General features: G+C 59.4%; 16 protein-coding genes. All 16 read right to left on the reverse strand.

What is annotated here, in order from left to right:
* Positions 1-7 precede the first annotated feature (7 nt).
* Positions 8-1,027 (reverse strand): tetratricopeptide repeat protein, encoded by a 1,020-nt coding sequence (locus AC06DS_RS09560; RefSeq protein ID WP_477100628.1) that lies wholly within the window; start codon positions 1,025-1,027, stop codon positions 8-10.
* A gap of 44 nt (positions 1,028-1,071) precedes the next feature.
* The gene (nucS, locus tag AC06DS_RS09565) at positions 1,072-1,797 is read right to left on the reverse strand and encodes an endonuclease NucS (protein WP_434825892.1); all 726 of its coding nucleotides are present in this window, start codon (positions 1,795-1,797) and stop codon (positions 1,072-1,074) included.
* A 59-nt stretch (positions 1,798-1,856) separates the two neighbouring features.
* Entirely contained in the window at positions 1,857-2,276 is a 420-nt protein-coding gene (locus AC06DS_RS09570) for a DUF2550 domain-containing protein (protein ID WP_293789804.1), read from the reverse strand.
* Between the two features lie 101 nt (positions 2,277-2,377).
* Positions 2,378-2,752: a F0F1 ATP synthase subunit epsilon gene (locus AC06DS_RS09575; RefSeq protein ID WP_293789802.1), complete on the reverse strand. Its 375-nt coding sequence runs from the start codon at positions 2,750-2,752 to the stop codon at positions 2,378-2,380.
* Between the two features lie 12 nt (positions 2,753-2,764).
* Positions 2,765-4,210 (reverse strand): F0F1 ATP synthase subunit beta, encoded by a 1,446-nt coding sequence (atpD, locus tag AC06DS_RS09580; protein ID WP_293789799.1) that lies wholly within the window; start codon positions 4,208-4,210, stop codon positions 2,765-2,767.
* Positions 4,211-4,212: 2 nt separating this feature from the next.
* Positions 4,213-5,193, reverse strand: coding sequence for a F0F1 ATP synthase subunit gamma (locus tag AC06DS_RS09585; RefSeq protein WP_293789796.1), 981 nt, complete (start codon positions 5,191-5,193; stop codon positions 4,213-4,215).
* A gap of 66 nt (positions 5,194-5,259) precedes the next feature.
* Entirely contained in the window at positions 5,260-6,897 is a 1,638-nt protein-coding gene (gene atpA / locus AC06DS_RS09590; RefSeq protein WP_434819986.1) for a F0F1 ATP synthase subunit alpha, read from the reverse strand.
* 92 nt (positions 6,898-6,989) lie between these two features.
* Entirely contained in the window at positions 6,990-7,808 is an 819-nt protein-coding gene (locus tag AC06DS_RS09595; protein WP_477100629.1) for a F0F1 ATP synthase subunit delta, read from the reverse strand.
* 5 nt (positions 7,809-7,813) lie between these two features.
* Entirely contained in the window at positions 7,814-8,374 is a 561-nt protein-coding gene (locus AC06DS_RS09600; protein ID WP_005292982.1) for a F0F1 ATP synthase subunit B, read from the reverse strand.
* Between the two features lie 69 nt (positions 8,375-8,443).
* Complete coding sequence (locus AC06DS_RS09605) at positions 8,444-8,686, reverse strand: ATP synthase F0 subunit C (RefSeq protein WP_005292984.1); 243 nt, start codon at positions 8,684-8,686, stop codon at positions 8,444-8,446.
* A 93-nt stretch (positions 8,687-8,779) separates the two neighbouring features.
* On the reverse strand, positions 8,780-9,580 hold the full coding sequence (gene atpB / locus AC06DS_RS09610) for a F0F1 ATP synthase subunit A (RefSeq protein WP_293789779.1): 801 nt from the start codon (positions 9,578-9,580) through the stop codon (positions 8,780-8,782).
* Positions 9,581-9,938: 358 nt separating this feature from the next.
* The gene (locus AC06DS_RS09615; protein WP_293789777.1) at positions 9,939-10,445 is read right to left on the reverse strand and encodes a Cg1360 family ATP-synthase-associated protein; all 507 of its coding nucleotides are present in this window, start codon (positions 10,443-10,445) and stop codon (positions 9,939-9,941) included.
* A 5-nt stretch (positions 10,446-10,450) separates the two neighbouring features.
* Entirely contained in the window at positions 10,451-11,623 is a 1,173-nt protein-coding gene (locus tag AC06DS_RS09620) for an MraY family glycosyltransferase (protein WP_293789774.1), read from the reverse strand.
* The gene (locus tag AC06DS_RS09625; protein WP_293789771.1) at positions 11,623-12,282 is read right to left on the reverse strand and encodes an L-threonylcarbamoyladenylate synthase; all 660 of its coding nucleotides are present in this window, start codon (positions 12,280-12,282) and stop codon (positions 11,623-11,625) included. Before AC06DS_RS09625 ends, AC06DS_RS09620 begins: the two co-directional genes overlap by 1 nt.
* A gap of 55 nt (positions 12,283-12,337) precedes the next feature.
* A complete protein-coding gene (locus AC06DS_RS09630) occupies positions 12,338-13,252 on the reverse strand; it encodes a N5-glutamine methyltransferase family protein (RefSeq protein WP_477100630.1) in 915 nt (304 codons plus the stop codon).
* A gap of 25 nt (positions 13,253-13,277) precedes the next feature.
* Positions 13,278-14,354 carry a peptide chain release factor 1 gene (gene prfA / locus AC06DS_RS09635; protein ID WP_477100631.1) on the reverse strand — a complete coding sequence of 359 codons (1,077 nt, stop codon included), beginning with the start codon at positions 14,352-14,354 and terminating at the stop codon, positions 13,278-13,280.
* Positions 14,355-14,357 lie beyond the last annotated feature (3 nt).

The following is a 14,357-nucleotide window of genomic DNA, read 5'->3' on the forward strand; positions in this document are numbered from 1 at the left end:
AAAGCGCTTAGAACAGTGCCGAGGCCATGCGGGTGCGGCCTGCAATAACCTCGGGGTCTGCCGGGTCGAATAGGCTGAACAACTCAAGCAGGCGAGTCTTCGCCTGCTTTTTGTTTTCCTCGCTTCCCTCAGCAGAAGGTCGCAGCTGTTCGATCAGCAGATCGAAAGCCCGGGGCTTATCGCCGGCCAGCAATAGGCGGTCAGATTCCGCAAACTCGTCTCCCCCGTCGGCAAGGCGCTGCATAAGCAGCGCATTCGCGCGTGCCGCCCGAGCTTCTGCCACAGTCTCCTCATCGGCCTGTCCTGGCGCCACAAGAATCGCGTCATACTCCGCCACAGCACCCGCGTAGTCTTCCTGTTCCAGCTTCTCGGCAGCAGCCTGAAGTCGCGGATCGCCGGCGTTGGGATCGCTGTCTCCTGCGCTGCCAACACCATCTGCGCCCTCTGCACCGGCAGCGCCATGAGCTGGATCCTCCTCCGCAGCCAGCCCGCGGAGCTTGCCGTCCACAGCCTGTACAACAGCATCGACCCAGCCCTTGAGCTGAGCTGCCGGCTGACCGCCTTCAAAGTTGGTCAAAGGGCGACCTGCTGCCAAAGCGATCACAGTGGGGATCGCCTGCACGCCAAAGGCCTGCGCGACTTCCGGGGTGGCATCCACATCCACGTAGCGGAAAAGCCACTTCGTTGGTGCCTGCTGGGATTCCACCATCTGGGTGAAATCCTGGCGCATCTGCTCCGAGGCCTCCGAGCGAGCGGAGCCCAGCAGCGCGATCACCGGCACCTGAGTCGAACGCACGACCAGGTCAAGCTCGAAATTTTCTGGAGTAATCGTAGATACGAAGGTGGCAGCACCACCGGCTGCACCGGCTGCAGCTCCCTGGGCGCCCGGTGTTCCCTGCCCGGCCTGAGCGCGCTGAGCCTGTGCCGCTTGTGCTTGCGCGCGTTGCTCCGCCTGCTGCTTCACCGCACCGAGATCCACCGCACCCGCAACGAACCGAGACGGAGGAGTATTGGAAGGATTCGTCACCTTAGAAAGGTCCTTTCTTCTGCTTCTGCTGGCTTCTTAATGTTTTAGAAGAGCCTGAACTCCGAGGAATCGGTTCCTCGCATCGCTTCGTAGTCCAGCGTAACGCACCGGAATCCCCGATCCTCTGCCAGAGTGCGCGCCTGTGGTTTGATCTCCTGCGCTGCAAACACGCCTGACACCGGCGCAAGCAGCTCATCGCGGTTCAGTAGCTCCACATAGCGCGTCAGCTGCTCCACGCCGTCGATGCCGCCGCGGCGTTTAATCTCCACCGCGACTGTCGCCCCGGTGGAGTCCTTGGACAGAATGTCTACCGGGCCGATGGCAGTTGGATATTCGCGGCGCACAAGTGTGTACCCCTCCCCCAGAATCTCGATCTGCTCGGCCAACAATTCCTGCAGGTGGGCTTCCACACCGTCCTTTACCAGGCCAGGATCCTCCCCCAGATCATGCTCGGTATCTGAATAGATTTCGAAGATCTGGATTCGCAGCTGCTCTCCCTTTGGATTCGCTACGATCCACAACTGTTCGACCCCCTCATTGTCTAGTTCCGAATATTCGGTGGGGGCGTCACCACCCTCGAAAGAAGAAGCATCGACGGCCTCCAAGGTGCAGGGCGGCATCATCCAGTTGAGGGGCTTGTAAGCTCGATCGTCCGCGTGGATGGAAACCGAACCATCGGCTTTGACCAGGATCAAGCGATCAGCGGGTGGCAGATGGGCCTCAAGACGGCCGACATAATCGACACAGCAGCGGGCAATGACTAAGCGCATGGTTGTTCAGCCTACGCTACGGTCGCGCGGGCCAACCAGTAAGGCGCGGAAGTGCTGTACTAATGGCGGGGTATACGGCGCTCCGACGGAGCCGACTCCAGCCATGCTACGAGCGCGGTATCACCCGAACTGTCCAAAGCAATTTCCCAATGCCTGCCCCGGTGAGAGACCTCTACAATATGAACGTGATCCTCCAGGAAAGCCGACTCGCGCTGCGTTATCTCGCGGCGAGAAACGATATGAGTGCCCAGGCGCGTTAGCACAACATCGGAGGCAGGGCGGAGGCTGCGCAGTTTATAGAATTGGGCGGAAAGGCCAGAATACTTCAAAATCCCGTGGCGCCAGTGCCTTCCATCGGAATTAGGCAGGCGCCGCAAAACCACGGGATAGCCCTGGGAACGTAAAGCGAAAAATCGCCACACGATAGCAACGATGACGAGCGCCACCAACGCCAGGATTAAGTACCACAACCACGCCATATATTTAACTTACAGCCCTGAAGGAAGTTTCGAAAAGCAAAGCGGGCTCCACCCTAAGAAATAGAGTGGAGCCCGCTTAAAAAGGGACGTATGGGCTAAAACTAGTTAGCGGTCATACGCTTCGCAGCGCGCAGCTCGGACTCGGCAACGGCCTTCTCGTGCTCAGTCTCAGCGGACTGTGCGCGAGCCTCGGCGTCCGCAACGTTGACCTCGTTGGCCCACGTCGCAGAATCCGCCAGAATGGTGATCTTCTCGGAAGATACGGACAGGAAACCGCCCTGCACCGCAGCGACCAGCTTCTCACCGGTGTTAGTCCGAATGGTGACGACGCCGTTCTCGACCAGCTGGCCGAGCAGAGGCTCGTGACCAGGGAGCACGCCGATCTCGCCCTCAGTGGTCTGCGCGGTAACGGACGTTGCGGTACCAACCCACAGCGGACGTTCCACGGAAACCAGTTGTGCGGCAATCTCAGCCATGTGCCTAACCCCTTACTTTTCGGTCATCTTCTTGTAAGCAGCCTCGACATCGTCGAGACCACCCAGACCGTTGAAGGCCTGCTCCGGGTAAGCGTCGAACTCGCCGTCGCAGATGCGCTCGAAGGCATCGATCGTGTCCTTCAGTGGCACGTAGGAGCCCGGCAGGCCGGTGAACTTCTCCGCAACGAAGAAGTTCTGGCCCAGGAAGCGCTCCAGGCGACGTGCGCGCTGAACGGTGATCTTGTCCTCTTCCGAGAGCTCGTCCATACCCAGGATGGCGATGATGTCCTGCAGTTCCTTGTTCTTCTGCAGGATGTGGATCACGCGCTGAGCAACCTCGTAGTGACGCTCGCCGACGATACCCGGCTCGAGGATACGAGAGGTAGAGGTCAGCGGGTTCACAGCAGGGTAAATACCCTTCGAGGCGATGGAACGATCCAGCTCGGTGGTCGCATCCAGGTGGGCGAAGGTCGTAGCCGGTGCCGGGTCGGTGTAGTCATCGGCCGGCACGTACACGGCCTGCAGGGAGGTAATGGAACGACCCTTGGTCGAGGTAATACGCTCCTGCAGCACACCCATCTCGTCAGCCAGGGTGGGCTGGTAGCCCACGGCGGAAGGCATACGACCCAGCAGGGTCGATACCTCAGAGCCGGCCTGGGTGAAACGGAAGATGTTGTCGATGAACAGCAGCACGTCCTGGTTCTGTACATCGCGGAAGTACTCCGCCATGGTCAGACCGGACAGAGCCACGCGCATACGGACTCCCGGCGGCTCGTCCATCTGGCCGAACACAAGCGCGGTATCCTGCAGCACGCCCATCTCTTCCATTTCCAGGAAGAGGTCGGTGCCCTCACGGGTACGCTCACCAACACCTGCGAACACGGAGGTACCGGAGAACTCGCGAGCAATACGGGTAATCATCTCCTGGATGAGCACCGTCTTACCCACACCTGCACCACCGAATAGGCCGATCTTGCCGCCCTTGACGTACGGGGTCAGCAGGTCAATGACCTTAATACCGGTCTCCAGGATCTCGGTCTTACCCTCGAGCTGGTCGAATGCCGGCGGCTCGCGGTGGATGCCCCACTGCTCGCCGTCGCGGCCCAGACCTGGCTCGTCCAGGCAGTCGCCCAGCGCGTTGAAGACGTGGCCCTTGACGACGTCACCGACGGGCACGGAAATCGGCTTACCGGTGTCGGTAACCGCGGCGCCACGGATCAGACCGTCGGTCGGAGCCATGGACACGGCGCGAACGAGGTTGTCCCCGAGGTGCTGTGCGACCTCCAGGGTGATGGTCTTTGCCACTGCCTCGAGGTCAACCTCGACGGTCAGGGCGTTGAACAGTGCTGGCTGCTGGCCACGCGGAAACTCCACGTCGACGACCGGGCCGATAACTCGCACGACGCGGCCCGCAACAGCCGATTCAGCGGGCTGCTGAATCTTGTTTGCTGTAGTCATACTTAATCACTTTCTCCGCTATCGGCGAGCGCGGATGCGCCACCGACGATCTCTGTAATTTCCTGGGTAATCTGGGCCTGACGAGCCTGGTTAGCCACTCGCGAGAGCTGCTTGACCAGGTCGGTCGCGTTGTCGGTTGCGGCGCTCATCGCGGTACGACGCGCTGCGGATTCCGACGCCGCAGACTCCAGCATTGCTGCGAAGATGCCTCGGGAGACATACTGCGGCAGCAAAGCCTTCAACAGGGTGTCTGGGTCGGGTTCAAAGTCGTAGTCGGCAGCGACATGGTCGGCCTTGTCGGAGACCAAGTCCTCGCCGAGTTCCAGCTTTTCTTCCTCAACCACAGTCTCGATCGGCAACAGTCGGTGTGCCTCTGGGGTCTGGCTCAGCATGGAAACGAAACGGGTGTACACAATGTGCACCTCGTCGAATCCCTGAATGCCCTGTCCTTCTTCCACATTGAGGCCCTCACGCCACTTAGCGGTTCCCTCGGAACCGGCGACGAAGCCATCAATCAGGTGGCGACGAACATCGTGGGTGGCTGCGTAGTCGGGATCCTGGGAGTAACCCGACCAGGCGCCTGCGATGTCCTCACCGCGGAAGTTGTAGTAGGAGATGCCCTTGTTACCAGAGACGTACAGAACAACGTCCTTGCCTTCGTTCTCCAGGCGCTTGCGCAACTCTGCAGTCTTCTTGAAGACGTTGTTGTTGTAGCCACCGCACATGCCACGGTCACTTGAAACCACGAGGATCGCAGCACGAGAAGCCCCAGCAGGCTCCTGCAGGATCTTGTGATCCAGAGAGCTTGCGGATGCCAGACGCTGAACGACGCGGGTGATTTCCTCCGCGTAAGGCTCTGCCTCTTCAACGCGCGCCTGAGCCTTGGTGATCCTCGAGGTGGCGATGAGCTCCTGGGCCTTCGTGATCTTCTTCGTTGAGTTCACGGACTTGATGCGTGTCCTCAGCTCGCGAAGACTAGCCATAACTATCGCCTCCCTTCTGTTTCATTAATGTTCTTGGTGGTCACTGTGCTCACTTACCTTCCGCGGTTACTTTGCTTTGCGGGAGACAGTGATCTGAGACTTCGAGACCTCATCGTCGCCGAGCGGGCGAGCCTCAGGCTCGTTGATGACGGGGGTGCCGTCGGTGGTCTGGAAGCCCTGCTTGAAGTCGCGGACGGCACCGGCCAGTTCGGCCTTCGACTCGTCGTTGAACGGGGTGCCACCCTTGATCTGCTCAAACACGCCACCGTGGGAAGCGTGCAGGTTCTCCAGCAGCTCGGACTCGAAACGGCGGACGTCCTCAACCGGAACGTCGTCGAACTCGCCCTCGCCAGCCAGGTAGATGGAAACCATCTGATCCTCGACGGACTGCGGCTGGGTCTCCTTCTGCTTCAGCAGCTCAACCAGGCGCTTACCGCGCTCCAGCTGTGCCTTGGAAGCAGGGTCCAGGTCGGATGCGAAGGCCGCGAAGGCCTCCAGGTCGCGGTAAGCGGCCAGATCCAGACGCAGGGAACCGGACACCTTCTTCATGCCCTTGGTTTGTGCGGCACCACCCACACGGGAGACGGACACACCAACGTTAATAGCCGGTCGGACACCCTGGTTGAACAGATCGGACTCCAGGAAGACCTGACCGTCGGTAATGGAAATGACGTTGGTCGGAATGAAGGCAGATACGTCGTTTGCCTTCGTCTCAATGATCGGCAGTGCCGTCAGCGAACCGCCGCCCAGCTCGTCGTTGAGCTTCGCTGCACGCTCCAGCAGACGGGAGTGCAGGTAGAAAACGTCACCGGGGTATGCCTCGCGGCCCGGCGGGCGACGCAGCAGCAGGGAGATCGCACGGTAGGCCTCAGCCTGCTTGGTCAGATCATCGTAGATAACCAGGACGTGCTTGCCCTGGTACATCCAGTGCTGGCCCAGAGCTGCACCGGTGAACGGTGCCAGCCACTTAAAGCCGGCGGAGTCGGATGCCGGTGCTGCCACGATGGTGGTGTACTCCAGCGCGCCGTGGTCTTCCAGGGTCTTACGGATCGAAGCGATCGTAGAGCCCTTCTGACCGATGGCAACGTAGATGCAGCGAACCTGCTTCTTCGGGTCGCCGGATGCCCAGTTGTCGCGCTGGTTCAGGATGGTATCGATGCAGACCGAGGTCTTACCGGTCTTGCGGTCACCAATGATCAGCTGGCGCTGACCACGGCCAATCGGGGTCATTGCGTCGATAGCCTTGATGCCGGTCTGCATCGGCTCCTCGACGGGCTGACGCATCAGAACGGAGGGCGCCTGGAGTTCGAGGGCGCGTTCTTCCTCGGACTCAATGTCGCCCAGGCCGTCGATGGCCTGACCCAGTGGGTTGATAACGCGGCCGAGGAACTTCTCCCCGACCGGGATGGACAGGACCTCGCCGGTCCTCTTGACCTCGTCGCCCTCCTTGAGGGACTCGAAGTTACCCAGGATTACGACGCCGACGGTGTCGGTGTCGAGGTTCTGTGCAACGCCAATAACGCCGCCTGGGAACTCGAGTAGCTCGTTAGCCATCACAGAAGGCATGCCGCTTACCTGGGCAATACCGTCTGCAGCCGCCGTGACCACGCCGACCTCCTCACGGGAGGCCTCCGGGGAGTAGCTCGAGGTGTAGTTCGCAATCGCGCTACGGATCTCATCGGAGGAGATCGTCAGCTCCGCCATGTTCTTCCTGCTCTCGGTTTCGTCTTCCAGCATTAATTCTCTTGCTTGGGTCGGTGTCGGTTACTTCTAAGGAGCGATTCTTTATGACGCCCTTAAGCAATCGACTGGCGCAGGCGCCGCAGCTGTCCTGCAGTGCTGCCGTCGATAACTTCGTGACCGACGCGGATTACGGCACCGCCGAGGAGGCTGGTATCAACCTCGGAGTGGACCGCAATCTTGCGACCGTAAATCTTTTCCAGCTTGTCCGACAGAGTCGACTTCTGCTGTTCACCCAGGGCAGCTGCAGAGCGGACACGCGCAACGGTGCGTCCTTCCAAAGCAGCTACCTCTTCAGTCAACGAGTCAAGCTCCTCGACTGGACGCTGGCGGAGGCGACCGATCGCCTGCAGTGCCAGAGCCTCCGTCGTGGAGGTGACTTTTCCGTACAGGACCTTAGCCAGCAGATCCCGGCGTGCATCCGAAGATGTGGCACGGTCGGCCAGCTTCAGCTCTAGCTCCGGCTCACGCTCGATGATTCGAGCCAGCTGGAACAGTTCGTCTTCAACGCGATCCTGTTGTCCCTGGGCGTCGGCGGCGCGCAGCAGGGCCAGGCGGCCCAGCTTCACAAGTCCGTCGCGCAGGTCACGGGTGTTGGACCACGACTGGGATACAGCAGCAGACACGATTTCTTCCGTCGAGGCGGATACCTTTCCACCGAGCAGGCGCTTGGCCAGCTCGACGCGGGTGTTGGCATCCCTCGCCGGGTCGATCAGCGCGACACGCAGGCCGCGGTCACTGTCGAGCAGTTCAACAACATCGAACAGCTCGGTGCCGGTGGTTACACCGGTGCCCACTTTGTCGGAGGTCTCGTTCAGACCCTGATCCAGGGTCTTCTCGAGGCGCTCAATTGCCTCTCGGCTCGCTGCGTGCATACCGATCACTTCCCGGATGCGCCGACGTTGTCCAGTCCGGCGAGGAAGTTATCGATGGTGCCCGAGCGCTTTACGTCGTCCGACAGCTGCTCGCCCAGCAGGCGCTCAGCCAAGTTGATGGAGTTCTCACCCATCTCCTTACGCAGGTCGGTAACAACGGCGGAACGCTGTGCTTCGAGCTGCTTGTGGCCCGACTCGACGATACGGTTGGACTCTTCGGTTGCCTGAGCCTTCATGTCCGCGATGATCTTCTGGCCCTGAGAACGGGCGTCATCACGAATCTGTGCAGCCTCAGTGCGTGCCTCAGCGAGCTGAGCGTTGTACTTCTCCAAGGCAGCCTTAGCTTCTGCCTGAGCGGACTCGGCACGCCGAATGCCGCCCTCGATCTGATCCTCGCGCTGATTCAGCACTTCCTGAAACTTCGGAAGAACGAACTTCCAGAAGACAAACAGGATGACTGCAAAAGGAATGATGGACCAGACGATGTCGTACAGCGGAGGAATGAGCGGGTTAACCGACTCCTCCATTGGCAGCTTCTCAGCTGCTAACAAAAAGGTGTTCGTCATAGTCTCCAGCTTTCGATTCTGGTGCGGTGGTTAGAAAGTGCTCTTAACGAGCGGCCAATCGCACTGAAATTAGAACAGGAAGCCGGCGACGAAGCCGATCAGAGCCAGTGCCTCGGCGAAAGCGATACCCAGGAACATGGTGGTGCGCAGCTGGCCGGCCATCTCAGGCTGGCGAGCCATAGCCTCTGCGGTCTTACCTGCAACGTTGCCCACACCGATAGCGGAGCCGATAGCAGCCAGGCCGTAGCCGATGGTGCCGAAGCCCTGGAACTTGGTGGTGGTGTCCTGCGCGATGAGGAAGATGTCGTTCATTTGGTTTCCATTACCTTTCTGAGAACCGGCCGGTTGCAGCTTTTCTGTTTTTGTTGTCCGGCCTGGTCATTTTAGTACTTAAAAAGGGGCGAATTAGTGCTCGTCCGCATGGAGGGACAGCTCGATATACACGGCGGTCAGCAGGGCAAAGATGTATGCCTGCAAGAAGATCACCATGAGCTCGAACAGGGTGAAGGCGATCGCGAAGAGGATCGTGCCGCCAGCAACCAAGCTCCAGCCGCTCATCTGCCAGAAGAAGAAGTTCGTAGCAGTGAACAGCATGACGAGGATGATGTGTCCAGCCAGCATATTCGCCATAAGACGAATGGTAAGCGTTACCGGACGGAGGACGAATGTGGAGAATGCCTCAATCGGCGCCACGATGAAGTGGAGCCATGTCGGCAAACCAGGAATGATCAGCGAGGACTTGACGTACTTGCCGAAGCCGTAGCGCTTCACACCCGCGTAGATGAAGGCAATGTATGCGACAACAGCCAGCACCAGGGGTAGACCCACGCGAGCGCTGGCTGAAACATTCATGAACGGGATGATCGTCGACATGTTGACGGCAAGAACGGTGAAGAAGATAGAGGCGATGATCGGCAGGAACCGGCGCCCTTCCTTCTTGCCCAAGATATCCTCCGCGATGTGAATTCGAACGAAGTCCAAGAAGAGCTCAGCAACGTTCTGAACGCCACTCGGAATCAGCTTCGGCTTCCGCATTGCAAAGAAGAAGAATGCAGAAACCAGCAGAATCATCACAATACGGATGACCATGAGGCGGTCGAGCGCGAACGCTCCACCGGCAAACTCACTGAACCACAGGTGGTTGCTATCCACTTGCCCCGGGAAGAATTCGTGCTCCAATGAAGGCGGGTGGAATTCGCCCTTCATGGCCAAGGTTGTTACGCTCAGCGTTCTCTCCCGTGATTGGGCCGCAAGATTGCATGGAATCACTGCGGTGCGATGGAGGTCTCTTTTCGAAGAGTTAGGCCGATAATTAAGGGACTCCGTCGCACGTCCCTACAGAATCAGCCGGTGCCGTATCTACTGTTCACACATACGTGTGCCAATAAAAGGCCCGCTAAGACAATATCAGTATTGCTTCGCGAATCGCTAAGTGAAACGCAGCGCGGGTCCCCCCACTTGGTCGTGCTTTTCAACGTCTTTGGAGCAAGAATCATTTGCGGCCTACTCCACACTCCCCCTGTCCAGCTTTTTAGCTGAAGGGGCGCATTGAGCGCCCTACTCCCTAGCTAATGTACAGCTTTTGAGTGCGGGTGACTGCCAGCGTCTCAATAACTAGCACGGCAATCATGCTGAGCATAACGGTCACGGCCAGTGCTGGCGTGTCGTAGAAAGTCTTGTCTTTAAGGAAGAACAGGATTCCCAGCAGTGCCGCGGCCTTGACCAACCAGCTTCCCAAGATCAACCCCATCGTGGCAGAGGGCGACGTATTGGAACTCACCAACACAATTACAACGGTCATCAGCATAAACCCGCCGCCGACCAACCAACCGATGCCGGCTCCCCACAAGCCTGCTGTACCGCTAATCAGCCCCCACACCAGGAGGGACACCACACCCAGAGCCAGGAGAACCAGCACTCCAGCACGCATCGCAGCTTTCAGCGGCGCGACGTGGTCTTCCACTTGGGATACATCATTTAGTTCGGGTAGCTCTTTGGCACCGTTGTGCCCAGCGTTCTCAGCGTCCCCAGCGTTCCCAGCGTTCCCAGTTTTCTCAGTCGCATCACTCATGGCGATTAGCTTACCTGAGCAGTGTTTGACTTCCGATTTGCTCGCCGCAGTGGAACGACCGTTGCCGAAATGGCGATAATCACCAGCATGCTAAAAGAAATCGCCATGACAGGCAGAGGTAGAACGGTCAACCCCACGGCACCGAATGCCACTACCCCAACCCAGGTGTACAAAACCAACACCACACGCTTTTGAGTGTGGCCAATACTAAGAAGTCGATGGTGTAGGTGCTTCTTGTCCGGGGAGAAAGGACTCTTGCCCTTCGACACGCGGCGCACCACCGCCATTACCAAGTCCAGCAATGGAATGGATAGTGCTGCCAGCACCACAATCATGGGCGACAGTAGCGCCATCATATCCGCGGGTCCATAGAGCGCAGCGTTGATCCGCCCAGATGCGGAAGTGCAGGCCGCGGACAGCAACAAACCAATCAACATTGCACCGCTATCTCCCATAAAAATGCGAGCGGGTGAGAAATTGTGTGGCAAAAAGCCCATGCAGATACCGACTAACGCCGCAGAAATAATCGCCGGTGGGTATGCCGCCACTGTGCCACTCTGGTCATGCAGAATGGTCAACGAGTAAATCAGAATAGTACCCGCTGCAATTGCTCCCAGTCCGGCGGCTAATCCGTCCAGCCCATCGACGAAGTTCATCGCGTTCACAATTGTCACGGTCAACAGTGCCGTCAGAATCGTAGACTGCACTTGATCCAGAATCAGCGTGGTGCCGTCGCCAAAGGGCACGTAGAACAGGTACCAACTGAGCCCCATCAAGCTCATCACCACGGCACCCACGATTTGTCCGCCCAGCTTCAAGACCCAAGAGATGTCATAGAGGTCATCGACCACACCAACCACAACGATCACAAATGCGGCCATCAACACCGCTGTCATATCGGGTGTCACGGGTGGAAATCCGCGCGTCAACGCAGGTAGCTGATTGGCCACAATCACTGCCACAACCAGGCCCGTAAACATCGCCACACCACCTAACCGGGGCATGGGGACTGTGTGCACATCACGCTGGCGCGGGGCGGCCATGCGTCCATATCGCAAGATCAACGACCGCACTGCACCGGTTACTAAGTAAGTAACTGTGCAGGCAACGAGAAGCACCAGCACCAACTCGCGCAGGGGAATTCCTGCGCCGATGGCCGGCTGGGCGAGCAATTGCATTAAATCTCTCCCCGCAGCTCCATACTGCTCATCCCCAGCACCTCTGCTACGCGCTCGGTGGTGGCAGCTCCTTCGCGCAGAATACGCGGTCGGCCAGAGGAAAGATCCACAATAGTGGATGCCACACCGTGGTGCGCTTCCCCACCGTCGATGTAGGTGGTCACGTCCGCACCCAGCTGGTCTTCCGCCATCTGCACATTCGTAGCCGGCGGCTGACCCGAAATATTGGCACTGGAGACGGCCATGGGGCCAGTTCGCTCCAATAGTTCAAGTGCGATCGGCTGGTTGGGCATGCGCAACATGACTGTGCCGCGTGTGTCTCCCAGGTTCCACGGCAGGCTCGGAGCCTGGTGCACAACCATGGATAGCCCGCCCGGCCAGAAGGCCTCCACGAGCTTGCGCATGTTATAGGTGTATTCGCGCACGAGCCCCTCGATGGTGGTCCAGCTGGGCACCAGCACGGGAACTGGCATGTCGGGGCCGCGTCCTTTGGCTCGCAGGAGTGCGGATACAGCCTCGTTGTCGAAAGCGTCGCAGCCAATTCCGTACACAGTGTCGGTCGGCAATACGACCAGGCGCCCGCCCTTGACCGCATTCGCCGCGGTTTCGATCGCGGCCTCTCGGTTCTGCGGATCGGTTGCGTCTACGGTTCTCGACATTGCAGCCCTTTCTTGCTTATGAATTACGTGCTCTACCTTAGCCCCATCGTCCGAACTATTGCGGCAGCAGGGCGGTTACGAAGCGTGGCCGACCTGCCAAGTCGCGGTGTTGAGTAACTTCTTGCCACCCACGGCGCTGCATCATCTCTGCTACTTGTTCGCCGTTGGAGTCATCGTGTTCGATGCCGACGCCACCACCCCGCCGTCCCAGCGCCTCAGCCCACAACAGCACCTGGGGCATGAGATCCAGCCCGTCTGGTCCGGAGAACACGGCTGCGTGCGGATCGGCAGCGACTTCTGGAGTGACATGTGTAGATTCCGGCACATAGGGCGGATTGCACACCACAACATCGGCAGGTGCGTTGGCACCCCGCCCGAGCTCACAGGCTTTTGCAAACGCCTCGGGATCGTCGGCTGCCAGATCTGCTTTAACAAAAGTAGCGTTTACCTGCGGGATCAACCGTGCATTCTTTTCAGCCAAGCGCAGAGCGCGATCCGAGATATCTACGCCCAATAGGGAGATGGGGGCGTCATAAAGAAAAGAAGCCCCAAGCCCCAGCGTGCCAGGCCCGCAGCAAAGATCAACCACGCGCGGCGCGGGGTGGTTCGCAAGGGAGCGCGCGGCCCATTCGGCCAGCAGCTCGGTTTCGGGGCGGGGGATAAAGCAGCCCGGCTCGGCAAAAAGATCCACCCCGCAAAAGGGAGCAGAGCCGACGATGTGTTGCAAGGGCTCGCGGGAGGCGCGACGAGCAACCCACCCCGCATAGGCGGCGGGTGCTGGTTCATCGGAGCGGAGGAAGAGGGTGCCCGGATCCACTGCGGTGCGGGGGCTATTGTCCGTAGCGGGCTCGGCCAGCAGATAGCGCATCAACAGGCGCGCGTCGACCACGGCAGAATCGATCCCCGCGGCGTGGAGCTGCGCGGTGGCCTCGCGGATTGCCTCGTTGATATTCACAAGGTTGATATTCACAAGCTACCTGCGCTGAGGACGGAAGCTAGTCTTCCGCCTCGAGGCGGCGTGCGCGGTCGGCTTCCTTCAAAGCCGCAAACAGTGCTTCCAGGTCTCCGCCCAAAACGGCGTCCAGGTTGTTGGCTTTGTAGCCAATCCGGTGATCGGACACGCGCGACTCTGGGAAGTTATAGGTGCGGATGCGCTCGGAACGATCCATAGTGCGGATCTGTGCAGCGCGACCCTCAGCTGCCTCTGCCTCAGCTTCTTCTTCCCTCATCTGCTGCAGACGCGCAGCAAGCACCTGCATCGCACGAGCGCGGTTCTGGATCTGAGAGCGTTCCTTCTGACAGGTCACCACAATATTGGTCGGCAGGTGGGTGATACGCACGGCGGAGTCCGTGGTGTTCACACCCTGGCCGCCCTTACCGGAGGAGCGGTAGACGTCTACGCGGATGTCCTTCTCGTCGATCTCCACGTCCTCCACCTCGTCGGGTTCCGGGTATACCAGCACGCCCGCAGCGGAGGTCTGAATGCGACCCTGCGACTCTGTGACGGGGATACGCTGCACGCGGTGCACGCCGCCTTCGAACTTGAACTCGGACCAGGCACCGTCGCGGGACGGCTGCTTGGAGCGGATCGACAAGGTCATATCCTTCACACCACCCAGGTCGGTCTCATTGAGTCCAAGAATCTCGGCGCTAAAGCCATGGCGCTCTGCGTAGCGCTGGTACATACGCGCAAGCTCACCGGCGAATAGTGCGGCCTCTTCGCCGCCGGCACCGGACTTGATTTCCATGACGATGTCGTCGCCATCGTGCGGGTCACGCGGCGCCAGCAGGTCAGTCAGCTGTTCCTCCAGCTGTCCGATTTCCTGTTCCAGGCGCTTAGCTTCCTCCGCGAATTCCTTATCCTCGGACGCCATCTCGGAGGCTGCTTCATGATCTTCTCGTGCCTGTTCGAGCTTTTGGTGCGTCTGGATGATCGGCTGCAGCTCGGAGAAACGCTTGCCTACCTTGCGAGCTGCCGCCGGATCGTTGTGCAGCTCGGGGTCGCCCAGCTGCATCTCTAGCCCCTGGTACTCAGCCAGGATGTCATCGATGACTGATGGTGATTGGCTCATGGT

This window comes from Corynebacterium sp. TUM25015 (assembly GCF_056393505.1).

Coding starts and splice junctions, on each gene's coding strand:
- nucS (WP_434825892.1), bottom strand. CDS start 1,797: ATGCGCTTAGTCATTGCCCGCTGCTGTGTCGATTATGTCGGCCGTCTT.
- AC06DS_RS09570 (WP_293789804.1), bottom strand. CDS start 2,276: ATGGCGTGGTTGTGGTACTTAATCCTGGCGTTGGTGGCGCTCGTCATC.
- AC06DS_RS09575 (WP_293789802.1), bottom strand. CDS start 2,752: ATGGCTGAGATTGCCGCACAACTGGTTTCCGTGGAACGTCCGCTGTGG.
- atpD (WP_293789799.1), bottom strand. CDS start 4,210: ATGACTACAGCAAACAAGATTCAGCAGCCCGCTGAATCGGCTGTTGCG.
- AC06DS_RS09585 (WP_293789796.1), bottom strand. CDS start 5,193: ATGGCTAGTCTTCGCGAGCTGAGGACACGCATCAAGTCCGTGAACTCA.
- atpA (WP_434819986.1), bottom strand. CDS start 6,897: ATGGCGGAGCTGACGATCTCCTCCGATGAGATCCGTAGCGCGATTGCG.
- AC06DS_RS09595 (WP_477100629.1), bottom strand. CDS start 7,808: ATGCACGCAGCGAGCCGAGAGGCAATTGAGCGCCTCGAGAAGACCCTG.
- AC06DS_RS09600 (WP_005292982.1), bottom strand. CDS start 8,374: ATGACGAACACCTTTTTGTTAGCAGCTGAGAAGCTGCCAATGGAGGAG.
- AC06DS_RS09605 (WP_005292984.1), bottom strand. CDS start 8,686: ATGAACGACATCTTCCTCATCGCGCAGGACACCACCACCAAGTTCCAG.
- atpB (WP_293789779.1), bottom strand. CDS start 9,580: ATGAAGGGCGAATTCCACCCGCCTTCATTGGAGCACGAATTCTTCCCG.
- AC06DS_RS09615 (WP_293789777.1), bottom strand. CDS start 10,445: ATGAGTGATGCGACTGAGAAAACTGGGAACGCTGGGAACGCTGGGGAC.
- AC06DS_RS09620 (WP_293789774.1), bottom strand. CDS start 11,623: ATGCAATTGCTCGCCCAGCCGGCCATCGGCGCAGGAATTCCCCTGCGC.
- AC06DS_RS09625 (WP_293789771.1), bottom strand. CDS start 12,282: ATGTCGAGAACCGTAGACGCAACCGATCCGCAGAACCGAGAGGCCGCG.
- prfA (WP_477100631.1), bottom strand. CDS start 14,354: ATGAGCCAATCACCATCAGTCATCGATGACATCCTGGCTGAGTACCAG.